Annotated in this window: 20 protein-coding genes; 11 read left to right on the forward strand and 9 right to left on the reverse strand. The window is 71.9% G+C overall.

The window, feature by feature from the left end; translation table 11 throughout:
• Positions 1 to 235: 235 nt before the first annotated feature.
• Together CG719_RS00765 and CG719_RS00770 are read right to left on the reverse strand one after the other, a co-directional pair.
• Positions 236 to 3,076 carry a helix-turn-helix transcriptional regulator gene (locus CG719_RS00765; protein ID WP_100566475.1) on the reverse strand — a complete coding sequence of 947 codons (2,841 nt, stop codon included), beginning with the start codon at positions 3,074 to 3,076 and terminating at the stop codon, positions 236 to 238.
• A gap of 342 nt (positions 3,077 to 3,418) precedes the next feature.
• Positions 3,419 to 4,255, reverse strand: a complete 837-nt coding sequence (locus CG719_RS00770) for a helix-turn-helix transcriptional regulator (protein WP_100566476.1) — start codon at positions 4,253 to 4,255, stop codon at positions 3,419 to 3,421.
• A gap of 135 nt (positions 4,256 to 4,390) precedes the next feature.
• Here CG719_RS00770 and CG719_RS00775 point away from each other — a divergent pair, with 135 nt between their 5' ends.
• From CG719_RS00775 to gcl, 3 genes are all read left to right on the forward strand, one after another.
• Positions 4,391 to 6,064: an AMP-binding protein gene (locus tag CG719_RS00775; protein ID WP_100566477.1), complete on the forward strand. Its 1,674-nt coding sequence runs from the start codon at positions 4,391 to 4,393 to the stop codon at positions 6,062 to 6,064.
• Positions 6,061 to 7,683 carry an AMP-binding protein gene (locus tag CG719_RS00780; RefSeq protein ID WP_442802691.1) on the forward strand — a complete coding sequence of 541 codons (1,623 nt, stop codon included), beginning with the start codon at positions 6,061 to 6,063 and terminating at the stop codon, positions 7,681 to 7,683. Before CG719_RS00775 ends, CG719_RS00780 begins: the two co-directional genes overlap by 4 nt.
• A gap of 264 nt (positions 7,684 to 7,947) precedes the next feature.
• Positions 7,948 to 9,732 (forward strand): glyoxylate carboligase, encoded by a 1,785-nt coding sequence (gene gcl, locus CG719_RS00785; protein WP_100566478.1) that lies wholly within the window; start codon positions 7,948 to 7,950, stop codon positions 9,730 to 9,732.
• Between the two features lie 81 nt (positions 9,733 to 9,813).
• Here the strand turns inward: gcl and CG719_RS00790 are convergent, their stop codons facing one another.
• The 5 genes from CG719_RS00790 to CG719_RS00810 form a co-directional block, all read right to left on the reverse strand.
• The gene (locus tag CG719_RS00790; RefSeq protein ID WP_100566479.1) at positions 9,814 to 10,395 is read right to left on the reverse strand and encodes a TIGR04222 domain-containing membrane protein; all 582 of its coding nucleotides are present in this window, start codon (positions 10,393 to 10,395) and stop codon (positions 9,814 to 9,816) included.
• Between the two features lie 228 nt (positions 10,396 to 10,623).
• Positions 10,624 to 10,860, reverse strand: coding sequence for a hypothetical protein (locus CG719_RS00795; RefSeq protein WP_100566480.1), 237 nt, complete (start codon positions 10,858 to 10,860; stop codon positions 10,624 to 10,626).
• Positions 10,861 to 11,295: 435 nt separating this feature from the next.
• Positions 11,296 to 12,759 (reverse strand): catalase, encoded by a 1,464-nt coding sequence (locus CG719_RS00800; protein WP_100566481.1) that lies wholly within the window; start codon positions 12,757 to 12,759, stop codon positions 11,296 to 11,298.
• Between the two features lie 200 nt (positions 12,760 to 12,959).
• Complete coding sequence (locus tag CG719_RS00805; protein ID WP_100566482.1) at positions 12,960 to 13,853, reverse strand: 2-hydroxy-3-oxopropionate reductase; 894 nt, start codon at positions 13,851 to 13,853, stop codon at positions 12,960 to 12,962.
• A gap of 69 nt (positions 13,854 to 13,922) precedes the next feature.
• On the reverse strand, positions 13,923 to 14,762 hold the full coding sequence (locus CG719_RS00810; RefSeq protein WP_100566483.1) for a TIM barrel protein: 840 nt from the start codon (positions 14,760 to 14,762) through the stop codon (positions 13,923 to 13,925).
• A gap of 171 nt (positions 14,763 to 14,933) precedes the next feature.
• On the opposite strand from CG719_RS00810, the gene CG719_RS00815 reads away from it, so the two are divergent.
• The 8 genes from CG719_RS00815 (at position 14,934) to CG719_RS00850 (ending at position 22,180) form a co-directional block, all read left to right on the forward strand.
• The gene (locus CG719_RS00815; RefSeq protein WP_100566753.1) at positions 14,934 to 15,185 is read left to right on the forward strand and encodes a hypothetical protein; all 252 of its coding nucleotides are present in this window, start codon (positions 14,934 to 14,936) and stop codon (positions 15,183 to 15,185) included.
• Complete coding sequence (locus CG719_RS00820) at positions 15,182 to 15,544, forward strand: helix-turn-helix domain-containing protein (protein ID WP_234375362.1); 363 nt, start codon at positions 15,182 to 15,184, stop codon at positions 15,542 to 15,544. Before CG719_RS00815 ends, CG719_RS00820 begins: the two co-directional genes overlap by 4 nt.
• Before the next feature lie 120 nt (positions 15,545 to 15,664).
• Entirely contained in the window at positions 15,665 to 16,174 is a 510-nt protein-coding gene (gene uraD, locus CG719_RS00825; protein ID WP_100566484.1) for a 2-oxo-4-hydroxy-4-carboxy-5-ureidoimidazoline decarboxylase, read from the forward strand.
• A gap of 22 nt (positions 16,175 to 16,196) precedes the next feature.
• The gene (uraH, locus tag CG719_RS00830; RefSeq protein ID WP_100566485.1) at positions 16,197 to 16,598 is read left to right on the forward strand and encodes a hydroxyisourate hydrolase; all 402 of its coding nucleotides are present in this window, start codon (positions 16,197 to 16,199) and stop codon (positions 16,596 to 16,598) included.
• Between the two features lie 8 nt (positions 16,599 to 16,606).
• The gene (gene pucL / locus CG719_RS00835; protein WP_100566486.1) at positions 16,607 to 17,542 is read left to right on the forward strand and encodes a factor-independent urate hydroxylase; all 936 of its coding nucleotides are present in this window, start codon (positions 16,607 to 16,609) and stop codon (positions 17,540 to 17,542) included.
• A gap of 62 nt (positions 17,543 to 17,604) precedes the next feature.
• Positions 17,605 to 19,014 (forward strand): nucleobase:cation symporter-2 family protein, encoded by a 1,410-nt coding sequence (locus CG719_RS00840; RefSeq protein ID WP_100566487.1) that lies wholly within the window; start codon positions 17,605 to 17,607, stop codon positions 19,012 to 19,014.
• 69 nt (positions 19,015 to 19,083) lie between these two features.
• Complete coding sequence (locus CG719_RS00845) at positions 19,084 to 20,469, forward strand: 8-oxoguanine deaminase (RefSeq protein ID WP_100566488.1); 1,386 nt, start codon at positions 19,084 to 19,086, stop codon at positions 20,467 to 20,469.
• Positions 20,470 to 20,848: 379 nt separating this feature from the next.
• On the forward strand, positions 20,849 to 22,180 hold the full coding sequence (locus CG719_RS00850) for a nucleobase:cation symporter-2 family protein (RefSeq protein WP_100566755.1): 1,332 nt from the start codon (positions 20,849 to 20,851) through the stop codon (positions 22,178 to 22,180).
• A 57-nt stretch (positions 22,181 to 22,237) separates the two neighbouring features.
• Here CG719_RS00850 and CG719_RS00855 read toward each other — a convergent pair whose 3' ends face one another.
• Together CG719_RS00855 and CG719_RS00860 are read right to left on the reverse strand one after the other, a co-directional pair.
• Positions 22,238 to 22,873 (reverse strand): hypothetical protein, encoded by a 636-nt coding sequence (locus CG719_RS00855; protein WP_100566489.1) that lies wholly within the window; start codon positions 22,871 to 22,873, stop codon positions 22,238 to 22,240.
• A 146-nt stretch (positions 22,874 to 23,019) separates the two neighbouring features.
• Complete coding sequence (locus CG719_RS00860) at positions 23,020 to 23,619, reverse strand: histidine phosphatase family protein (protein WP_100566490.1); 600 nt, start codon at positions 23,617 to 23,619, stop codon at positions 23,020 to 23,022.
• Between the last annotated feature and the right edge of the window lie 584 nt (positions 23,620 to 24,203).

A 24,203-nucleotide genomic window follows, 5' to 3' on the forward strand; every position in this document is an offset into this window, starting at 1 on the left:
TCCGTGCTCGGCTTCCGTGTGCCCGGGCGAGCGGCACGACCCTTACGCTAGGACCGGGCCCACCCTCCTCCAATGAGGGAACTCCCTAGGGGAGCCGGGCAGGGAAATCCCTCGGTCCCGCCCCGGTGACCGCCGGTGGGCCCCGGCGGTCCGCTCCCGTCCCGCGGCGCGCTCCGGTGCCGGTCCTCACTGCGTCCACACGGTCGTCCACGCGGTCAGTCAACCGGCGCCGCGCTCACTTCGCGCGCCGGCCTGCCGCCAATCGGACGATGTCGACGCGCGAGCGGATCCCCAGCTTGCGGTAGACCCGGGTCAGGGTCGCCTCCACCGTCTTGACGCTGATGAACAGCCGCGCGGCGATCTCCCGGTTGGTCGCGCCCTCCATGACCAGCGACGCCACCTGACGCTCCATCGCCGCCAGTCCGTCCAGCGCCGCCGGGGCCACCTCCGGCTGCCGCGCGGGCCTGGCGGCCGCGGCCTCCTCCACCCGGCGCAGCCACGGCAGCGCGCGGCAGCGCCGGAACAGCCGCGCCGCCTCGTCGTACGTAGTCGGCCCCGGCACGGGAGCCGTTCCGCCCGGGCCGGCTCCCAGGGCCGGGGCGAGGGTGCGCAGCCGGGCCAGCGCGAACGCGGCGCGGGCCTCCTCCAGGCCGTTGCCGAGTTTGGCCAGCCGGTCCTGTGCGGACGTCAACTGGTCCATCGCCGCGTCCCGTTCGCCGCGGGCGGCGCGCACCTGCGCCTCGGAGCGGTCGAGGACGGCCAGCACGCTCTCGCGGCCGAGCCGCAGCGCGTGCTCGCGGGCCGCGTCGATGACGTGCTGGGCCTCGGTGAGCTCCCCGGTCCGCACCAGGGCCTCCGCGAGGTCGCCGTGCCAGCGGCCGCGTGCCGGATCGGTGATGCCGAGCCCCAGTTCCAGCTCCCGCACCCGGCACAGCGCCGTCACGGCGGCCTGGTCGTCCCCGGCCACCAACTGGGCGTGCCCCAGGGCGGTGAGGGCGCGCGAGAGGTACATCTGGTCGCCGTCCTCCTCGGCGTGCCCCACCGCCTCCCGGGCCAGCGCCAGTGCCCGGTCGGTGCTGCCGCCGGAGGCCTCGGCGAGGGAGGCGAGGGTGGCCGAGGCGCTCTCGCCGATGCCGGTGTCCCGGGCCATCCGCAGGCTCTCACGGGCCAGGTCCAGGGCCCGGCCGCAGTGGCCGGAGCGCAGTTCGGTCTCGCCGAGCAGACGCAGGAAGTGCACCTCGCTCTCGACCATGCCGCGCCGCCGCACCTCGCGCAGCAGCGCGGTGATGGTCGCCCGGGCCTCGGGCAGCCGGTCGCTCATCAGCAGCCAGCGGTAGCGGGCGGAGCCGACGCCGTTGTGATGGCAGGCCACGTACGGGTCCTGAGGCTCCCTCAGCGCCCGCTTGATGGTGACCGGGGCGTTCGGATGCCCCATCAGGGTCTCGGTGGAGGCCTGGAAGGCGAGCGCCATCAGCTCGACGCGCCGGTCCCGGCCGCGCTCCGCCAGTTCGGCGGCGTGCGCGGCCTCCTGGCGGGCCTCGGCGAAGTCGCCCTCCACGACCAGTCCGCGCCAGGCGAGCTGGTAGTGGACCAGGGCGAGCAGCCGGGGGTCGTCGCCCGCGTCGGTCAGCGCCTGCGGGAAGACCCCGTCCACGTCCCCGAGGGCCTGGCCGGCCGACTCGATCACCACCATCCAGGCCCGCACGCGTTCGGCGGGCACGGTGGCCCGGGTCAGCACCTCACGGGCGATGTCCCGGGCGAGGTCCACCTCGCCGGCCGTGATGGCGTCCTCGGCGGCCTGCAACCGCCGGCCGTCGGGGCCCGGCCCGCTGCCGGGCGGGGTGTGGCGGGCGGCGAGCAGGCCCAGCGAGGCGGCCACCGAGGGCGCCCCGCGGTCCCGGGCCAGCGCGGCGGCCTCGGCGAGCCGGGAGGCCACCTCCGGGTCGGTGCCGGTGGTGGCCAGGGCCAGGTGCCGGGCCCGTTCGATGGGGTCGGGGGCGGCGGTGGCCAGGGCGGCGTGGGCGGCCCGCCGCTCCTGGGTGGGCGCCTCCGCGTACAGGGCGGCCGATATCAGCGGGTGCGCGAACCGTACGGCGGGGCCCTCCGGCTCAGTGGCCAGCAGGCCGAGTTCGGCGGCCTGCGCGCACTCGGCCTCGGCGTTGCCGCGGCCGGCGGCGTGCAGCAGGGCGGGGGTGGGGCGGGCGCCGGCGCTTGCCACCAGCAGGGTGCGGCGGGCCTCGTCCGAGAGCATCTCGAGGCGGCTCAGTACGAGGGCGCGCAGTGAGGTCGGCACCGGCAGCGGCTCGCCGGGCCGGGGCGGGGTGGGGCTCTCGGCCAGGGCGCGGCCCAGCTCCAGCGCGAACAGGGGGTTGCCGCCGCTGGTGCGGTGGATGTCGCGGACGGTGGAGCGGGGCAGGTTGGAGTAGCCGCGGTTGCCGAGCAGGGCGGAGACCTGGGTACGGGTCAGCGGACCCAGCCGGACCGAGAGGGTGTCCGGCGGGCAGGCGCGCAGATGGCGGTCGTACTCCTCCTCCTCGGTCCGCACCGCGCACAGCATCTGCACCGGCGTATCGCCGAGGCGCCGGGCGGCGAAGCCGAGCAGTTCGGCGCTGGCCGAGTCCAGCCACTGGAGGTCGTCGGCGACGATCAGGACCGGGCCCTTCGTGGCGAGCGCGCGCAGCGTGGAGAGCACGGCCAGGCGCAGGGCGAGTCCGTCGCGCTGGAGGGTGGACTCGCCGCGGCCGGTGAGTGCCGACTCCAGCGCGGTGTGCTGGGCGGCGGGCAGCTTGCCGGACACCTCGTCCAGGACCAGGCCGAAGAGGTCGGCCAGGGCGAGGAAGGGCAGGTGGGATTCGGACTCGGTGGCGGAGCAGCGCAACACGGTGCGGGCGCTCGTGGCGTATTCCGCGGCCAATGCCCGCAGCACCGTCGACTTTCCTATTCCGGCGGGCCCGTGCAGCAGCACACTCCCACCGCGCGCGAGCTGCTCCCGCGCCGCCGCGGACGGCTCCTGCTGGCCGATGACCAGCTCGGAACGGCAGTTCGCAGGGCCCTTGAAGTCCCGTCGCACGGTCACCGCTCCCCTCGAGTGTCGTGTTCGGGCCAAATTCTAGGCAACCTGCCCGTGAATTTCGGACAGCCGGGGAGGTGAGCGAAATAACAGTGCGCGAAGCATGGCCATATTCAAAGCACCGTTGAATGAATACGACCCCCGCACGAAGGGCCCTTCGAAGGTACCCCCGCCCCGCCGCCGCCGACACTCCCTCGCACCGGCCTCCCGGCCACCGGGCCCGCCGCTGCCCCGGCAGCGGGACCCGCGCGATCCACCGGGACCCGCGCGGACACACCGACGCGGCCGCTCCCGCCACCCGGGGCTCCCGCGCGCTCGCACGGTCGGGCATCGCTCCTGCCCGACCCCCTACGGCAGTACCCCTGCCCGGCGGGCCGAGGCCACCGCCTCGCCCCTGGTGTGGGCGCCGAGTTTGCGCATGGCCGAGCGGAGGTAGCTCTTGACGGTTTCCGGGCTCAGCCCCAGGCGGGACGCCGCGGTGGCGTTGGTCGCGCCGGCGGCCACGCAGGTCAGTACGTCGATCTCGCGGGGGGCCAGGCCGACGCCCGGCAACGGGGTGGCCGCCGTGGTCAACAGGCCGCAGGCGTCGAGGAGTTCGGCGCGCAGAGCAGGGTCGGAGATCCGCGGGGCCAGGGCGCGCAGGGCCGCGTGGGCCTCGCGGACCTGCTCCCAGGCCGCCCCGTCCGCCGGGTCCGGGGCGGGCGCCGTGCGGGACGCCACCAGCAGGTCCCGCGCCCGCTCCTGAGCCACCAGCGACTGCTCCACGTCCCGCGCCGCCTCCACGGCCGCGCCCAGCGTCCGGTCACCCAGCGGCTGGGCCGTGCGCAGCGCGCCGTACAGCACGCCGCGCACCCGGCGCCCCACGACCACCGGCACGGCCAGCACCGAGCGCAGCCCCTCCGCGGCGACCGGGACGTCGTACTCGTGGCTGATCCGCGGCGACAGCGAATAGTCCGTGACCGCGCACGGGCGGCCCAGCGCCACCGCCTTGCCGCCGAGCCCGTTGCCGGAGCTCACCGCGAGCGCCCGGAGCGCGCACGTCGTCGTACCGGTCAGCTCGCTGATCCGCACCCGCGGCCGGCCCGGCTCGACCAGACCGCCGAAGGCGACCGGAAGGCCCGTCGCACGCCGCAGCCGCACCAGCGCACCACGGATCTCCGCCGTCCCGGCCGCGTCCGCCCTCACCTGCTCGCCCCTTCGCCGTGGACCGTCTGGACCTGCCCGCGCACCACACCCCCGTTCGGGGGTAGTGAGACGCACATCACGGATTACACGATGGCAGAGAGCCGCCCGGCAATGGTCCGGAACCAAGGAGGACAGATGACGACGGCGACGGAGCACTTCCGCAGGGCGCGGGACTTCCTGCTGGAACACCGTGAGGACTACGCCACCGCCTACGCCGGCTTCGAGTGGCCCCGCCCCACCCACTTCAACTGGGCGCTGGACTGGTTCGACGCCGTCGCCGAGGGGAACGACCGCACCGCCCTGCACATCGTCGAGGAGGACGGCACCGAGACCCGCCTCTCCTTCGCCGAGATGTCCGAGCGTTCCAGCCGCGCCGCGAACCGGCTGCGCGACCGCGGCGTCGGCGCCGAGGACCGCATCCTCGTCATGCTCGGCAACCAGGCCGAGCTGTGGGAGACTGCGCTCGCCGCGATGAAGCTGCGCGCGGTCGTCATCCCCGCCACCCCCCTGCTCGGCACGGCCGACCTGACCGACCGCGTCGAACGCGGCCGGGTCAAGCACGTGATCGCGCGCGCCGCCGACACCGCCAAGTTCGCCGACGTCCCCGGCACCTACACCCGCATCTGTGTCGGCGGCCTTCCGGAGGAGGGCTGGGAGCCCTACGAGGACGTCTACGCCGCCCCCGCCGAGTTCGTCCCGGACGGGCCCACCCTCGCCGACGACCCGCTGATGCTGTACTTCACCTCGGGCACCACGGCCCGCCCCAAGCTGGTGGAGCACACCCACGTCTCGTACCCCGTCGGGCATCTGGCCACCATGTACTGGATCGGCCTGAAGCCGGGGGACGTGCACCTCAACATCTCCTCGCCCGGCTGGGCCAAGCACGCCTGGTCGAACCTGTTCGCGCCGTGGAACGCCGAGGCGACCGTCTTCATCCACAACTACACCCGCTTCGACGCCGCCCGCCTGATGGCCGAGATGGACCGCGCGGGCGTCACCACCTTCTGCGCCCCGCCGACCGTGTGGCGCATGCTGATCCAGGCCGACCTCTCGCAACTGCGCACCCCGCCCCGCGCGGCGGTGGCCGCGGGCGAACCCCTCAACCCGGAGGTCATCGAGCAGGTCCGGCGGGCCTGGGGCGTGACCATCCGGGACGGCTTCGGGCAGACCGAGACCGCCGTGCAGGTCTCCAACAGCCCCGGCCAGCTGCTGAAGACCGGCTCCATGGGCCGGCCCAGCCCCGGCTACCGCGTCGAACTGCTCGACCCGGTCTCCGGCGCGCCCGGCGCCGCCGAGGGCGAGATCGCGCTCGACCTGTCCGCGCGCCCGGTCGGCCTGATGACCGGCTACCACGGCGACCCGGAGCGCACCGCCGAGGCGATGGCCGGCGGCTACTACCGGACAGGGGACGTCGCCTCCAGGGACGAAGAGGGATATCTGACGTATGTCGGACGCTCCGACGATGTCTTCAAGGCGTCCGACTACAAGATCAGTCCGTTCGAGCTGGAGAGCGCGCTGCTGGAGCACGAGGCGGTGGCCGAGGCGGCGGTCGTGCCCGCGCCGGACCCGCTGCGGCTCGCGGTGCCGAAGGCGTACGTCGTCCTCGCCGAGGGCTGGGAGCCGGACACCGGCACCGCGAAGGCCCTCTTCGAGCACTCCCGGGAGGTGCTCGCCCCCTACAAGCGCATCCGCCGGCTGGAGTTCGGCGAGCTGCCCAAGACCGTCTCCGGCAAGATCCGCCGGATCGAGCTGCGCGAGGCCACGGCCGCGGGCTCGGCGAACGAGTACCGCGAGGAGGACTTCCGGTGAGCGAACGTCCGGTGAGCGAGCCGTCCTACGCCCACGGAACCAGCGGCACACCGCTGCTGAGCGACACCATCGGCGCCAACCTCGACCGGGCGGTCGCCGCCTTCGCCGACCGCGAGGCGCTCGTCGACGTGCCCTCCGGACGCCGCTGGACCTACGCCGAGTTCGGCGCCGCCGTCGACGAGGTGGCCCGCGGACTGCTCGCCAAGGGCGTGGCCAGGGGCGACCGGGTCGGGATCTGGGCGGTCAACTGCCCCGAGTGGGTTCTCGTCCAGTACGCCACCGCGCGCATCGGCGTGATCATGGTGAACATCAACCCGGCCTACCGGGCCCACGAGGTGGAGTACGTGCTCCGGCAGGCCGGCATCTCGCTGCTGGTCGCCTCGCGGGCCCACCGGGGCACCGACTACCGGGAGCTGGTCGAGCAGGTCCGCGGCAAGTGCCCCGACCTGCGCGAGACGATCTACATCGGCGACCCGTCGTGGGACGCGCTGACGGCGGCCGCGACGGAGGTGCCGGTGGACCGACCGGCCGCCATCCAGGCGGAGTTGAGCTGCGACGACCCGGTCAACATCCAGTACACCTCGGGCACCACGGGCTTCCCCAAGGGGGCCACGCTCTCCCACCACAACATCCTCAACAACGGCTACTGGGTGGGCCGTACGGTCGGCTACACCGAACAGGACAGGATCTGCATCCCCGTCCCGTACTACCACTGTTTTGGCATGGTCATGGGCAATCTGGCGGCCACCTCGCACGGCGCGTGCATGGTGATCCCGGCGCCGTCCTTCGAGCCGAAGGCCACCCTGGAGGCGGTCCAGCGGGAACGCTGCACCTCGCTGTACGGGGTGCCGACGATGTTCATCGCGGAGCTGAACCTCCCCGGCTTCGCGTCGTACGACCTGTCGTCCCTGCGCACCGGCATCATGGCGGGCTCGCCCTGCCCGGTGGAGGTGATGAAGCGGGTGGTCGCCGAGATGCACATGGAGGAGGTCTCCATCTGCTACGGCATGACCGAGACCTCACCGGTCTCCCTCCAGACCCGGATGGACGACGACCTCGAACACCGCACCGGCACGGTCGGCCGCGTACTGCCGCACCTGGAGGTCAAGGTCGTCGACCCGGCCACCGGGGTCACCCGGCCCCGTGGCACGTCGGGCGAGCTGTGCACCCGCGGCTACAGCGTGATGCTCGGCTACTGGAACGAGCCGGAGAAGACCGCGCAGGCGGTGGACGCGGGCCGCTGGATGCACACCGGGGACCTCGCGGTGATGCGCGAGGACGGGTACGTCGAGATCGTCGGCCGCATCAAGGACATGATCATCCGCGGCGGCGAGAACATCTACCCACGCGAGATCGAGGAGTTCCTCTACGGCCACCCGAAGATCCGTGACGTCCAGGTGGTCGGCGTGCCGCACGAGAAGTACGGCGAGGAGGTGCTGGCCTGCGTCATCCCGCTGGACGCGGCCGACCCGCCGGCCCTGGAGGACCTGCGGGTCTTCTGCGAGGGCCGGCTGGCCCACTACAAGATCCCGAGCCTGCTGCGGATCCTGGACTCCTTCCCGATGACCGTCTCCGGAAAGGTGCGCAAGGTCGAACTCCGCGAGAAGTACGCCCGGTGAGCACGCGGCCGGCGTCACGGGCACCCGTGGTGCCCGGAACGACGCCGGCCCCCTGAAACACCTCTCGCCTCCCGACCGCCCCCGGCACTTCCGCCGGGGGCGGTTTCCGTCGTGGGGTGCCCGCTCTTGACGGCCTTCGCGGGCCCCACTTACATTGCTTCCAGATAGTAGAAAGTAGTTTCCGCTATACGGAATAGCTGCGACCGCGGGGCGCGACGGGCGTGCGAATCCGACAGCCGAAGACAGCCGAAGCAGGAGAACTCGATGGCTCGTATGACCGCTGCCCGCGCGGCAGTTGAGATCCTCAAGCGCGAGGGCGTCACCGCCGCGTTCGGTGTGCCGGGCGCAGCGATCAACCCCTTCTACGCGGCGCTCAAGGCGTCCGGCGGAATCAACCACACCCTCGCCCGCCATGTGGAGGGCGCCTCGCACATGGCCGAGGGCTACACGAGGACCCACGCGGGCAACATCGGCGTCTGCATCGGCACGTCCGGCCCCGCCGGCACCGACATGATCACCGGCCTGTACTCGGCCACCGGCGACTCCATCCCGATCCTGTGCATCACGGGCCAGGCCCCCACCGCCGTGATCCACAAGGAGGACTTCCAGGCCGTCGACATCGCCTCGATCGCCAAGCCGGTGACCAAGATGGCCGTCACCGTCCTGGAGGCCGCGCAGGTCCCCGGCGTCTTCCAGCAGGCCTTCCACCTGATGCGCTCCGGCCGTCCCGGCCCGGTCCTGATCGACCTGCCGATCGACGTCCAGCTCACCGAGATCGAGTTCGACCCGGAGACGTACGAGCCGCTGCCCGTCTACAAGCCGGCTGCGACCCGCGCCCAGATCGAGAAGGCGGTCACGCTGCTCAACGAGTCCGAGCGGCCCCTGATCGTCGCGGGCGGCGGTGTCATCAACGCCGACGCGTCCGAACTCCTCGTGGAGTTCGCCGAGCTGACGGGCGTTCCGGTCGTCCCGACCCTGATGGGCTGGGGCGTCCTGCCCGACGACCACGAGCTGAACGCGGGCATGGTCGGCCTCCAGACCTCGCACCGCTACGGCAACGCGACCTTCCTGGAGTCCGACTTCGTCCTCGGCATCGGCAACCGCTGGGCCAACCGCCACACCGGGAAGCTGGACGTCTACACGGCCGGCCGGAAGTTCGTCCACGTCGACATCGAGCCCACCCAGATCGGCAGGATCTTCGCCCCGGACTACGGCATCGCCTCCGACGCGAAGGCCGCGCTGGAGCTGTTCGTCCAGGTGGCCCGCGAGCTCAAGGCGGCCGGCCGGCTGCCCGACCGCTCCGCCTGGGCAGCCGCCGCGCAGGAGAAGCGCGCGAAGCTCCAGCGGCGTACGCACTTCGACAACGTCCCGATCAAGCCGCAGCGCGTCTACGAGGAGATGAACAAGGCCTTCGGCCCGGAGACCCGGTACGTCTCCACCATCGGCCTCTCGCAGATCGCCGGCGCCCAGATGCTGCACGTCTTCAGGCCGCGGCACTGGATCAACTGCGGCCAGGCCGGACCGCTCGGCTGGACCGTCCCGGCCGCGCTCGGTGTCGCCAAGGCCGACCCGGAGGCGTCCGTCGTCGCCCTCTCCGGCGACTACGACTTCCAGTTCATGATCGAGGAACTGGCGGTCGGCGCGCAGCACAAGATCCCGTACGTGCACGTGCTGGTCAACAACTCCTACCTGGGCCTGATCCGCCAGGCGCAGCGCGCCTTCGACATCGACTTCCAGGTCAACCTGGAGTTCGAGAACATCAACTCGCCCGAGCTGGGCGTCTACGGCGTCGACCATGTCAAGGTCGCCGAGGGCCTGGGCTGCAAGGCGATCCGGGTGACCGACCCCGATGAGCTCGGCGCTGCCCTCGAGCAGGCCAAGAAGCTCGCCGCCGAGCACCGCGTGCCGGTCGTCGTCGAGGCGATCCTGGAGCGGGTCACCAACATCTCGATGTCGGGCACCAACGACATCGGCAACGTCGTCGAGTTCGAGGACGTCGCCACCGAGCCCGGCCACGCCCCGACCGCCGTCAGGGCCCTGAAGGTCTGACGCGCACACCGATCGAAGGGGGCGGCCCGCCGGCAGGGGGCCGCCCCCTTCGCGTTGTTCCGGTGGACCTTGACGGCGCTGTCACACGGAGGCGCAGCTGAAGCCGCCCGAGCCGCCGCCCCAGGAGTGCGGCAGCTCCTCCTCGGTCGACCCGCCCCGCCCGAGGAGCCCCGCCTCCCGCGCGAAGCGCGGCATGAGCCGGGTCAGCGCCCGGTCCCCGTACAGGGCCACGGCCAGCAGCCGGTCGTCGGCCGACAGGCCCTTTCCGGTCGTGGGCAGCGGATGCCGGTCCCGCAGGTCCCTCAGGGCCCGCCGGCCGGCCCGGGTGCGCCCGGGCGGGAAGTCGCGCAGCAGCCCGGCGTCGGTGAGCTCGTGGCGCAGGTCGGTCAGCGCGCGGGCGACGGGCTCCCGGTCCAGCAACTGCCGCATGCCCGCGGGGCGGTAGAGAGAGGCGTGCACGGTCTTCGTCAGGTGGGGGAGGGCGGGGAGGTCCGTCCCCGCGCCGCGGGCCGGCCCCGTGGTGTGCATCGTGCCGCCGCGTCCGGGACCGACGGCGCCCCGCGCCCGCAGAGCGAGCACGGCGACGGTGACGGCGGCGCGGCGGCCGCCCCGCAGAAACGCGATCTCGTGCGGCGCGAGCCGGTTCGTCTCGGCACTGTCCATGGCACCCCCAGCGGCCGGAGTGCGGGGCCCGCCACCCCCGTACCGGCGGGCCCCGTCGAGGGGAATGTGCCCACTCCCGGGGGTGCCCGACGCCTGCCGGCCCTGCTTCAGAGCATGATTTGAGCATGCCGTAGCCGCGCTACGCCCGCTGCGGTAGACGTCCCGGCCGCTTCGTTCCCCGCCAGCGCCGTGGCCCCGTCGCTCGGGCCTCTTCGTCGTCCGGCACGTTCAGATGTCGTCGTGCTCCGGCAGGCCCGGCCAGTCGTCCGGGCCGCCGCCCTGCCACTCGATGAGGTCGCTCTCCTCCACCTCGACGCGGTCCAGGTCGGCCAGCCGGAGGATCTCGATCACGTCGTCCAGGTGGGAGGCGAGCCCGAGGGTCACGTCGCCCTCGGTCACCCGCCGGGAGCCGTCCAGGGCCGGCGCGTGCACCACGATGTGCGGATGCTGCGTGGGGTAGTCCATGTCCTCAAGCCTCCTGATCCTCAGCCTCCTGCCGCGGCTCCCGGTCCGCACGCCGAGAAGCGCCGGACCCGGGTGACGACCCGGGTCCGGCGCTCCTCCCGCCATCCGCTTGGTTGCCGTCCGACGGCGCGAGACTGGGCGCGACAGGACATTCGCGCCGCCGGACGGGATCAGGGGCCTCGCGACACGGCCGCGAGGCGGAGGGCCGGGACCGCGGCGGGTGCGACGGCTCCGGGACGGCCTCCCTCAGGTCGGCAGGACGGTCCCGTCGCTTTCACCACCGCACTGGCTCGCACGCCGCCGCGGTCCCTGGTCCCTGCCCGCACGGCCGTCGGACGGCTACCCCTCATCCGGGTCGCCCGACGGCCCGGGCGGGCCGTACGCGTACGGGGTCCGGGGCATGACCTCCCGGTGGACCCCGTACGCGGCTCTGTGTCAGTCCTCGCGCAGGGTGCGCACCGCCTCCTCCACGCGCCTGCCGTAGTCCGGGTCGGCGGCGTGGAAGTGCGCGAGGTTCTTCCTGATCACGTCGTCGCGGGAGACCTGCGCGAGGCCGCCGGCGATGTTCGCGACCAGACGCCGCTTCTCCTCCTCGGACATCAGCCGGTACAGCTCGCCGGCCTGGAAGAAGTCGTCGTCCTTGGTGTGCGCGGGCGCCGCGTGGGTGCCCGTGTGGCCGGTCACCGCGAGCGGGGCCGACAGCGGACGGCCGGTCTCGACGGGGCCGTCGTAGGAGTTCGGTTCGTAGTTCCTGGCGTGCCGGCCCTGGGAGTTGGACGCCATGAAGCCGTCGCGGCCGTAGTTGTCCGCGCCGCCGGGCACCGCCTTCGGGGCGTTCACCGCGAGCTGGGTGTGGTTGACGCCCAGGCGGTAGCGGTGGGCGTCGGCGTAGGCGAACAGCCGGCCCTGGAGCATCTTGTCCGGCGACGGGCCGATGCCCGGCACGAAGTTGTTCGGGGAGAACGCGGCCTGCTCGACCTCGGCGAACACGTTGTCCGGGTTGCGGTCCAGGACCAGCCGGCCCACCCGTCGCAGGGGGTGGTCCCGGTGCGGCCAGACCTTGGTGAGGTCGAAGGGGTTGAAGCGGTAGCCGGCCGCCTCGGTCGCCGTCATGATCTGGACGTACAGCGTCCAGGACGGGCGCACCCCGCGCTCGATCGCCTGGAGCAGGTCCGTCTGGTGGGAGGCCGGGTCCGTGCCCGCGATCTCCTGGCCCTGCTCGGTGGACAGGCAGCGGATGCCCTGGTCCGTCTTGAAGTGGTACTTGACGAAGAAGGCCTCGCCGTCGGCGTTCGTCCACTGGTAGGTGTGCGAGCCGTAGCCGTTCATGTGGCGGTACGACGCCGGGATGCCGCGGTCACCCATCAGCCACGTCACCTGGTGCGTGGCCTCGGGGGAGTGCGCCCAGAAGTCCCAGACGTTGTCCGGCTCCTGACGTCCCGTGAACGGGTCGCGCTTCTGCGAGTGGATGAAGTCCGGGAACTTGATCGGGTCCTTGATGAAGAAGACCGGCGTGTTGTTGCCGACGAGGTCGTAGTTGCCCTCCTCGGTGTAGAACTTCACCGCGAATCCGCGCGGGTCGCGCACCGCGTCCGCGCCGCCGAGGGAGTCCGCCACGGTGGAGAAGCGCGCGAACACCTCGGTGCGCTTGCCGACCGTGCCCAGGAAGTCGGCGTGGGTGTAGCCGGTGACGTCGTCGGTCACCTCGAAGTACCCGTGGGCGCCGGAGCCGCGGGCGTGCACCACGCGCTCCGGGATGCGCTCGCGGTTGAAGCGCGCCAGCTTCTCCAGCAGGTGCTGGTCCTGGAGGAGGAGAGGGCCGCCGATGCCGGCGGAGGCGGAGTTCTGGTTGTCGGCGACCGGGGCGCCGGACTCGGTCGTGAGCACGCGCTTCGACATCAGGGACCTTCCGTGCAGAGTGCATGCGGAAATGTGTTTCCGCTTCGTGGAGTTTCCGCTGGCGTGGAGCCTAGGAGCGGCGCGATGGGCTCGTCAACAGTTTGTTGAACGAAGGGCGGTGGAGATCCGGACGGCGCCGCCGCCTGGGCGCGACACGACAGATGTCGGCGGCGGCGCCGTCCGGAGGTCTGGGGGTCCGGTCAGACCTGGGCGCCGGAGAGGCGCTCCACGGCCCGCAGCAGGGCCGAGTGGTCCAGGCCGCCGTCGCCCTGCGCGCGCAGGGAGGCCACCAGCTGGGCCACCACGGCGCCGACGGGCAGGGCGGCGCCCACGGTGCGGGCCGCGTCCGTCACGATGCCCATGTCCTTGTGGTGCAGATCGATACGGAAGCCCGGCTTGAAGTCGCGCTGGAGGAAGTTGTCCTTCTTCCGCGTCAGCACGGTCGAGCCCGCCAGGCCACCGTTCAGGACGTCCAGCGCCGCCTTCAGGTCCACGCCCGACTTCTCCAGGAAGACCACGGCCTCGGCGCACGCCTGGATGTTGACGGCGACGATGAGCTGGTTGGCGGCCTTCACGGTCTGGCCGGAGCCGTGCGGACCGCACAGCACGATCGTCCTGCCCAGCGCGTCGAAGAGCGGCTTGGCCGTATCGAAGTCGGCCTGCTCGCCGCCGACCATGATCGACAGCACCGCCTCGACGGCGCCCGCCTCGCCGCCGGAGACAGGGGCGTCCAGGACCCGGATGCCCTTGTCCCTGGCGGCGGCGGCCAGGTCGATCGAGGTCTGCGGGGTGATCGAGGACATGTCGATCAGCAGCGCGCCGGAGCGCGCGTTCTCCAGGATGCCGTCCGGGCCGTATGCGATGGCCTCGACCTGCGGCGACGCGGGCACCATTGTGACGATCACATCGGCGTCCCGGACCGCCTCGGCGATCGAGCCCGCCGTGTTGCCGCCCGCGGCGGCCAGCCGGTCCAGCTTCGCCTGCTCCAGCGTGTGGCCGGTGACGTCGTAGCCCGCCTTGATCAGGTTCTCGGACATGGGGGAGCCCATGATGCCGAGGCCGATCCAGGCAACCTTGGGAAGGGTGGTGGTCATGTGCGGGTGCCTTTCTGACTTCTGTGCTGCGTCTGGGAGTCGGGGCCCGGTGAGAGGGGTCCGGGCGGGTCAGCGGGCCGCTCGGGCCCCGGCCGGCAGCCACCCGAAGGCCTCGGCGCTCGGCCGGTCGCCCGGCTTGTACTCCAGGCCGACCCAGCCGTCGTAACCGGCCTTCCCCAGCTGGTCGAGGAGGTCCTCCAGCGGGAGCGAGCCCGTACCGGGCGCGCCGCGGCCGGGGTTGTCCGCGATCTGGACGTGGCCGGTCCGTGCGGCGTACCGCTCGATCACCGACGGCAGGTCCTCGCCGTTCATGGACAGGTGGTACAGGTCCATCAGGAACCTGGCGTTGCCGAGGCCCGACGCCGCGTTCACCTTGTCCACCACCTCGACGGCGGCGGGCGCGCTCACCAGCGGGTACAGCGGCGACTCCGGCTTGTTGAGTGCCTCGACCAGCAGGATCGCGCCGATACGGTCGGCGGCCCGGGCCGCGAGGACCAGGTTGTCCAGCGCGAGCGCGTCCTGCTCGGCCGGGTCCACGCCCTCGACCCGGTTGCCGTACAGGGCGTTGAGAGCCGTGCAGCCGAGGGACTGGGCGAGCTCCGCGGCCACGTCGATGTTGGCGCGGAACCGCTCCGACTCCTCACCGGGCACGGACAGTGCGCCGCGGTCGGGGCCCGGGAGCTTTCCGGCGTAGAAGTTCAGGCCGGTGAGCTGTACGCCCGCGTCCTCGATCGCCTGCTTCAGGGCGTCGGTCGCGGAACGCTCCGGGGTGGGGGAGTCGATCCACGGCCACCACAGCTCGACCGCGGTGAAGCCGGCCGCGGCGGCGGCCGCCGGCCGCTCCAGGAGCGGGAGTTCCGTGAAGAGGATCGACAGGTTGACGTTGAAGCGCTGGTCTGTGAATCCCATCAGGGCCGCGCTCCCTTCCGTTGTCGCCGTATTCCGTATTGCGGAAGTTTGTTTCTGCTTAATGGAAGACTGCCGGGGGGTGTCGCGGCTTGTCAAGAGGGTGCGGGCTCCGGCGTGGATCCCGGCCCCGGGGGGCTGCCCGGAAACCGGCCCGCGCGTTAGGTTGTGCGCGTGCGATTGAGAGTGGAGTTCACGACCGAGCCCTTCGATCTGGACGAGGCCCCCGAGCACGCGCTGGTGGCACGGGAGGTCGTCGAGGCGGCCGAGCTGGACGCCGTGGACGTCGGCCCGTTCGGCAACACGGCCGAGGGAGGTGCCGACGTCGTCCTGGACGCCGTGGACGCCCTGCTGCGCAGGACCCTCGGGGCCGGCGCCACCCGGATCTCCCTTCAGGTCACTGTGATCGGGGAGGACGGGAGGTGATCGGGGAGGAGTCCTTCATCGCGGCCCTGAAGCCGCTGGTCGACGCCATCGGCGGCCGGATGCTCCCGCCCGACGAGGCCGGCCCCGACGACGTCGTGCTCTTCTGGGAGGGTGACGTCGCCGTCGCCGTGCGCCTGCCGCAGCTCGCCGACTCGCTGGACCACATCCTGGCCGCGATGGAGCGCAAGAAGGGCATGCCGCTCGCGGATCTGGACCGCAAGGCCAAGCAGGAGGTCGTGCGGGTACTGGAGGCGCGTGGCGCCTTCTCCGTCCGGCACGGGGTGGAGACCGTGGCGAGCGCGCTGGGCGTCAGCCGCTTCACCGTCTACAACTACCTCAACCGCGACAAGCAGAGCTGAGCCACCGCCGGGCAGGGCGTCCCGGAATTTTCAACAAACTGTTGACGCGGTGTTCGTCAGGGCGTTAGCTATCCGCAGCCCGTCCCACGCGAAGGCCGTCAACAGCCCACGGAGGCTCCCGTGACTTCGACCTCAACGCCACCGGGCCTCGCCCGATTCAACGTTCTCCCCGAAGACGCGGCCCGAGCCGCCCTTCTGGAGGCGTGCGCCAGCACGGCGTGGGCCGACCGGCTGCTGGCGGCCCGCCCCTGCGACACCCCCGACGACCTCGAAGCCGCGAGCGACGCCGCCATGGCGGAGCTGACCCCCGCGGACCTCGAGGAGGCGATGGCCGGCCACCCGCCGATCGGCCGTCCCAAGCCCGGCGACCCGGCCTCGGCCCGCGAACAGCGCGGAATGGCCGGCGCCTCCGAGGAACTCAAGGCCGAGATGCTGGACCTCAACCTGGCCTACCAGGACAAGTTCGGCCACGTCTTCCTCATCTGCGCCACCGGCCGGACCGGCGAGCAGATGCGCGACGCGCTCAAGGAGCGGATCGGCAACGCGCCGGAGCAGGAACGCGAGATCGTCCGCAGCGAACTGGGGAAGATCAACCGCATCCGGCTCGCCCGGCTGCTCGAAGACGCCTGAGAAGACGCCCGAAGAGGAAACCATGAGCACCGAGACCACCGCCTCCGTGTCCACGCACATCCTGGACACCTCCGCCGGCCGCCCCGCCGGGGGCGTCGCCGTCCGCCTTCTGGCCCGCTCGGGCCGGGAAGCCGGCTGGCAGGCGCTCGGCGGCTCCTCGACCGACGCCGACGGGCGGTGCAAGGACCTTCCGGCACCGCCGGAGGGCACCACCCACGTACGGCTCGAGTTCGACACCGAGACGTACTTCGCCAAGAAACAAGCCGCGGCCCAGCAGGACGCCCCCGCGCTCCGGGACAGCGAGAACGGCCGGCCCGTGTTCTTCCCCGAGGTCACCATCGCCTTCGCGGTGGTGCCCGGCGAGCACTACCACGTTCCGCTGCTGCTCAACCCGTTCGGCTACTCCGTTTACCGAGGGAGCTGACCGACACCATGACCCGTTTCGTCCTGGGACAGAACCAGTACGGCAAGGCCGAGAACCGAGTCGTCAAGATCACGCGTGACGGCGACACGCACCGCATCAAGGACCTGAACGTCTCCGTCGCCCTCTCCGGCGACATGGAGGAGGTCCACCGCAGCGGCTCCAACGCGAACGTCCTGCCGACCGACACCACCAAGAACACGGTGTTCGCCTTCGCCAAGGAGCACGGGATCCAGAGCGCCGAGGACTTCGGCGTCAGGCTCGCCCGCCACTTCGTGGACAACACCGAGCCCATCCACCAGGCCCGCATCCGCGTCGAGGAGTACGCCTGGGAGCGGATCGAGACCTCGCAGTCCGGCGCGCGCTTCGTCGGCTCGGAAGAGATCGCCCACTCCTTCGTCCGCAAGGGCCAGGAGACCCGCGTCGCGCAGATCACCTACGACGGCCACGGAATCCAGGTGCTCTCCGGGTTCAAGGACCTGACCGTACTGAACTCGACCAACTCCGAGTTCTTCGGCTTCCTCAAGGACAAGTACACCTCCCTTCAGGAGGACCACGACCGCATCCTCGCCACCACCGTCTCCACCTGGTGGCGGCACAACTGGAACGGCATCGACTCGCACGCCCCCGACTGGGAGCGCTCGTACAACGGGGTACGCAAGCACGCGCTGCAGGCGTTCGCCGAGACCTACTCGTACTCGCTCCAGCAGACCCTCTTCGAGATGGGTGTGCGGGTGCTGAACTCCCGCGACGAGGTCGACGAGATCCGCTTCTCGATGCCCAACAAGCACCACTTCCGCTCGGACCTGTCGCCCTTCGGGATCGACAACCAGGCCAAGGACGGCGCCGTCTACTACGCCGCCGACCGCCCCTACGGCCTGATCGAGGCCACCATCCTGCGGGACGGCGCCGAGCAGCTCATCCCGGTCGACATGACAAACCTCTGACGCGGGACGCGCGCCACCGGACCCGCTCCGGACCGGTGGCGCGCCACACCGGAGGGAACGAAATGGCACTGCCTGCTCAAGGGTCCGTAGAAGGCCCGTGTTCCACCCCGCCGGTGCACACCGAGGACGCCGTCACGTCCGTGCACCCGGTGGACGAGAGACTCCACCCCTCGCGGCTCGTCCCCGCCGCGCTCCAGCACATCGCCGCCATGTACGCGGGCGTTGTCACCCCTCCGCTCATCATCGGCCAGGCCTGCGGACTCGACATCGCGGCCCGCACCCGGCTCATCGCCGCCAGCCTGCTGATCGCCGGCGTCGCGACGATCCTCCAGACCATCGGCGTCAGGCAACTCGTGGGCAACCGCCTGCCGTTCGTGAACGCCGCTTCCTCGGCCGGCATCGCCCCGATCCTCGCCATCGCGGAGACCAACGCCAAGGGCCACCAACTCCCCGCGATCTACGGCGCGGTGATGGTCGCCGGCGTCTTCTGCCTGGCCGTCGGCCCGTTCTTCGGCAGGCTGCTGAAATACTTCCCGCCGCTCGTCACCGGCGTGGTGATCACCCTCATCGGGGTCACGCTGATGCCCGTGCCCGTCGGCTGGGCGCAGGGCGGCGACAAGACCGCCGCGGGCTTCGGCTCCATGAAGAACCTCGCCCTCGCCGCGTTCACCCTCGTCGTCATCCTGCTGATCCAGCGCTTCGGCAAGGGCTTCGTCAAACAGGTCGCCCTGCTGTTCGGACTGCTCATCGGCACCCTGGCCGCCCTCCCGTTCGGCATGGCCGACTTCCGGGGCATCGCCTCCGCCCCCATCGCCGCGCTGCCCACCCCCTTCGCGTTCGGCGCTCCCGTCTTCCAGCCCGCGGCCATCCTGTCGCTGTGCATCGTGATGCTGGTGCTGATGACCGAGTCCAGCGCCGGGATGCTCGCCCTCGGCGAGATCTGCGACCGCCGCGCCGACGCCCGGACCATCACCCGCGGTCTGCGCACCGACGGCATCGCCACCCTGCTCGGCCCCGTCTTCGGCGGCTTCCCCACCTCCGCCTTCGCCCAGAACGTCGGCGTCGTCTCGCTGACCCGGGTGCGCAGCCGCTACGTCGTCGCCGTCGCCGGCTCCGTCCTGCTGGTCCTCGGCGCCTTCCCGGTCCTCGGCGCGGTCGTCTCCCTGGTGCCCATGCCGGTCCTCGGCGGCGCCGGCATCGTACTGTTCGGCTCGATCGCCGTCAGCGGCATCCGCACCCTGTCCGAGGCCGGACTGGACGACAGCTCCAACATCATCCTGGTCGCCGTGGCCCTCGGCGCCGGCATCATCCCGCTGGCCGCCCCGACCTTCTACACCCAGTTCCCGGCCTGGGCCCAGACCGTCCTCGGCTCCGGGATCAGCGCCGGCGCCATCGTCGCCGTCCTGCTCAACCTGTTCTTCCACCACCTCGGCACCCGGAGCGGCACGGCTCCGGCACTCAAATCCTCCTAGGGTCCTGCCGTGCCCTCCCCGTGGACGCCCCCCGCGACCACGGGCCGCCACCAAAGACAAGGAAGCGCAATGGCACCATCGGCAGCCCAGCGCATTGTCATCGAGAACTGCGCGATCGCGACCGTGGACGCGGACGACACCGAGTACGCCTCGGGACACCTCGTCCTCGCCGGCAACCGGATCGAGTCGGTCGGCGCGGGCAAGGCCCCCGAGGGGCTGAAGGACGTGGCGCGCCGGATCGACGCGAGCGGCCATCTGGCCACGCCCGGTCTGGTCAACACCCACCACCACTTCTACCAGTGGATCACCCGGGGCCTGGCCACCGACCACAACCTGTTCGACTGGCTCGTCGCGCTCTACCCGACCTGGGCGCGCATCGACGAGGAGATGGTCTCCGCGGCGGCCCGGGGCTCACTGGCGATGATGGCCCGCGGCGGCGTCACCACCGCCATGGACCACCACTACGTCTTCCCGCGGGGCTCCGGAGACCTGTCCGGCGCGATCATCCGGGCGGCGCGCGAGACGGGCGTCCGGTTCACCCTGGCCCGCGGTTCGATGGACCGCGGCGAGAAGGACGGCGGACTGCCGCCGGACTTCGCCGTGGAGACGCTTCAGGACGCGCTCGCCGCCACCGAGGAGACCGTGGCACGCCACCACGACGCCTCCTTCGACGCCATGACGCAGGTCGCCGTCGCCCCCTGCTCGCCCTTCTCCGTCTCCACCGAACTGCTGCGGCAGGCCGCGGAGCTGGCCCGCCGGCTCGGCGTACGGCTGCACACCCACGGCTCGGAGACGGTCGAGGAGGAGAAGTTCTGCCACGAGCTGTTCGGCATGGGGCCCACCGACTACTTCGCGTCCACGGGCTGGCTGGGCGAGGACGTGTGGATGGCGCACTGCGTCCACATGAACGACTCCGACATCGCCGCCTTCGCCCGCACGAAGACCGGCGTGGCGCACTGCCCCTCCTCCAACGCCCGCCTGGCGGCCGGAATCGCGCGCGTCCCCGACATGCTGGCAGCCGGCGTCCCGGTCGGCCTCGGCGTCGACGGCACCGCCTCCAACGAGTCCGGCGAACTCCACACCGAACTGCGCAACGCCCTGCTGATCAACCGGCTCGGCGCACACCGCGAGGCGGCCCTGAACGCCCGCCAGGCCCTGCGCCTGGGCACCTACGGCGGCGCCCAGGTGCTCGGCCGGGCCGGCCAGATCGGCTCACTGGAGCCGGGCAAGCTGGCCGACCTGGTGCTGTGGAAGATGGACACGCTGGCCCACGCCTCGATCGCCGACCCGGTGGCCGCCCTGGTCCTCGGCGCGGCGGCACCGGTCACCGCCTCCTTCGTGGACGGGCGGCAGATCGTCGAGGACGGCCGGCTGCTGACCGCCGACGAGGACGCCATCGCCCGCGCCACGCGGGCCGAGGCACAGCGGCTGGCGCGGATCACCGCGCGAAGCTGACCGATTCAAGGAACTCCGGGCGGGAGGGACGGCTCCCGACCGGTAGCCGTGGACCCGAACGGGGTCCGCGGCGGGCCGGCTCCGGGGCGCGCTTGGACACGCGCCCCGGAACGGTCCTCCGTCGCCCACCGCGGGCCCTGGTGCCCCGGCAGGCAACGTTCGCCCCGTGCGAGCAAACGTTGCCTGCCGCGGCACTGGAAAGCCCGCCCCCGGTCCCGCACGACCACACATGCACCACCTCCTTGACACCCACGTCCAAACGACGTGTCAACCGACCGGAGGAGCAGCCGTGGCCGCTCACCCCACTTCCCGCGACGAGGCAGGACAGCCAGCCGAGTCCACCACCCACCCCGTGGACGAGAAACTCCCCGTCCTGAAGATGGCGACCAGCGGCCTCCAGCATGTCGCCGCCATGTACGCGGGCGTCGTCGCCCCGCCCCTGATCGTCGGCGCGGCCGTCGGCCTGTCCGGCACCGAGCTGACCTTCCTCACCGGGGCCTGCCTGTTCACCGCCGGTCTCGCCACGTTCCTCCAGACCCTCGGCATCTGGAAGATCGGCGCCCGGCTCCCCTTCGTCAACGGCGTCACCTTCGCCGGTGTCGCCCCCATGACGGCGATCGTCGCCTCCACCAAGGACAAGTCCGACGCCCTGCCGATCATCTTCGGCGCGGTCATCGTGGCGGGTGTCCTCGGCTTCCTGGCCGCGCCGATCTTCTGCAAGGCGATCCGGTTCTTCCCGCCGGTGGTCACCGGCACCGTGATCACCCTCATCGGCGTCTCCCTGCTGCCCGTCTCCTTCGGCTGGGCCCAGGGCCCCAATCCGGCCGCGCACGACTACGGCTCGGCGACCAACCTCACCCTGGCCGGCATCACCCTGGTCATCGTGCTGCTGCTGCGCCGCTTCACCCGCGGCTTCGTCAAGCAGATCGCGGTCCTGCTCGGGCTGATCGCCGGCACGATCATCGCGATCCCGTTCGGGGTCACGGACTTCGGCCCGGTGGCGGACGCGCGGGTGGTCGGCTTCCCGACCCCGTTCCACTTCGGCGCACCGCAGTTCCAGGTCGCCGCGATCCTGTCCATGTGCGTGGTGATGGTGGTCTCGATGACCGAGTCCACCGCCGACATGCTGGCTCTCGGCGAGATCGTCGAACGCCCGGCCAACGAGAAGACGATCGCCGCCGGCCTGCGCGCCGACACCCTCGGCTCCGCCCTCAGCCCCCTGTTCAACGGCTTCATGTGCAGCGCCTTCGCGCAGAACATCGGCCTGGTGGCCATGACCCGGATCCGCAGCCGCTTCGTGGTGGCCTTCGGCGGCGGCTTCCTGGTCCTGATGGGCCTGTGCCCGATGGCCGCCTCGCTGATCGCCGTCGTACCGCGTCCGGTGCTCGGCGGCGCGGGCGTGGTCCTGTTCGGCTCGGTCGCCGCCAGCGGTATCCAGACCCTGGCCAGGGCCGGCCTCGACAAGGACAACAACGTCCTGATCGTCGCCGTCTCGATCGCCGTCGGCATCATCCCGATCACGGCGCCGAACTTCTACCACGCCTTCCCGGAGACCGCCCGGATCGTCCTCGACTCCGGCATCTCCACCGGTTGCGTCACGGCCGTCCTGCTCAACCTCGTCTTCAACCACCTGGGCAGGCCCGGGTCCGTGGGCGCCCAGGACGTCACTCACCCGATGGAGGCGGGGGAGGAGATAGCGGTGGTGCGCTGATCACCGGAAGGGGCACGGCGGCTTCGCCGTGCCCCTGCCTCCGCACACGTGTCCCTCTCACACCCTGCGCGGCGAGGCCAGCAGGTACCGGGCCCTCGTACGGGGCTCGGTGTACTCCCCGGCCTGCCACCCCGCCCGGTCCAGCGCGGCCGCGCACGCCCGCAGCGCCGCGCCGTCGGGACCGTACACCGCGACCGCCTCCGGCTGCGGGGTCGCCCGCACCCGGTAACCGTCGGCGTCCGGCCCCGCGGGCCGCTGCCCCGCCGCCTCCAGGGCGAGCGCGGCGGCCCGCACCAGATGCGCGCGCTCCCAGCCGCAGGGCCGCTCGACGGCACCGTCCGGATTGGTCATCCGGCGCAGCTCCAGCAGCCCCTGCCAGGCGCTGTGCACCTCGCGCATCCGCGCGGGACCGTCGTACGGCTCCTCTTCACCACCGACGCGGGCGGAGAACACACCGGTACCGGCGGCCGCTTCCCCGGCAGGGGGCGACTTCTCCTCCTCCGCCTCTTCTTCCTCGCGTATTCGATGCCCGGCCGGAGTGAGGAAGTGGTCGTGCGGCGGCCGCGGGTGCCGGAACGCGAGCCCGCGCTTCACCAGCGCCGCGAGCTGCGCCTCCGTACCCCTGAGCCGACCGGTCACGGGGTCGGCGGCGTCGATGACGCGGCGCTGCGCGGCGGTGGGCGGTCCAGTCACGGCGTGGCCTCCCCGAGGCGTCGAACGGTCGTCGATCAGATGCTTCGTCGTCGATCAGATGCTTCGAAGAGTAGGACCCGGGACTGACAACGCCGCGAGGTGCGGTGCCAGGGCCCGCGAGCCCGGCATGATCCAAACGAGAGGCACTAAGGGGCCGCCTGGATGTTCCAGCCCGCGATCACCGGCCGCGCGTGTTCCGTGCCCAGCCGGCACACCGTGCCCGTGGCGAGCTGGAACAGCGCGCCCGCCGACGGCGGCAGCCCGAGCCGCCGGGCGGTGAGCACCCGCAGGAAGTGCCCGTGTGCCACCAGCACGACGGCCCCCTCGGTGCCGGCGAGCGCGGCGTCCACCTTGCCCAGCATCCGGTCGGCCCGCTCCCCGACCTGTTCCACGCTCTCCCCGGGATGCTCCGGAGGTCCCGGGGCGACCCCGTCCGTGAACAGGAACCAGCCGGGACGCGTCCGCTGGATCTCGTCGGTCGTGATGCCCTCGTAGCCGCCGTAGTCCCACTCCCGCAGATCTGCGTCGACCCGCGTGTCGTGGACCCCGATCAGCTCGGCCGTCTCCCGCGCCCGCTGCGAGGGGCTGACGAACGCCGCTCCGATCCGGTACGAGCGGATCAACGGCACCAGCCGCCGCGCCTCCTCCCGCCCGTGTTCGGTGAGCGGCACGTCCGTCCACCCGGTATGGCGCCCGGACCGCGACCACTCGGTCTCCCCGTGCCGTACGAGAAAGAGATCACCCATGCGTCCCAGGCTACGAGCCCGCGCCCCCGCACCCGCGGACGCACGCACCCACGGCGGGGCATCGCGGCCCGGGCACTTTCGGAGCACGGATCAGCAACGCGGCGTCACCACTGCGCCGCAGGCGTGGAACGTGTCGGCATGTTGACCGAGCAAGGCGACGGTCATTTGTCACCGCAGGGATGCGGCGACGGCCGAGGCGAACCGCCCTTGCGCCGGGCTGCCGGGCCCGCGATCAGAAGTTGCGTGACATCTTCCGGAGGCCTCGTGGCCGACCTGAACGGCGACGGCACGGCCGACCATGTCTCGCCCCCTCCCTCACCGGCGCCGACCTGATCGTCACCTTCGGAGCCGAGGACGGACGGGGCACGAAGGTGAGGCCCCGGCACCTCGTCGGGGATCGCAGTGAGCGCGCGAAGGATGTGCTGGCCGTCGTGGCCAACTTCGACCAGGACGGCTGAAACGACCTTTCGTCGCCGCCACCGTCGCATACAGGGGCGACGACCCGCTGGAGCTGGACGTCTCTGAGCAGCGGGGGCGCGGCAGGGCGGGCCCTTCGTCGCTTCCGAGAGGGGGCGTTTCCGCTG

The organism is Streptomyces sp. CB01373 (assembly GCF_002803075.1).
GTDB lineage: Bacteria > Actinomycetota > Actinomycetes > Streptomycetales > Streptomycetaceae > Streptomyces.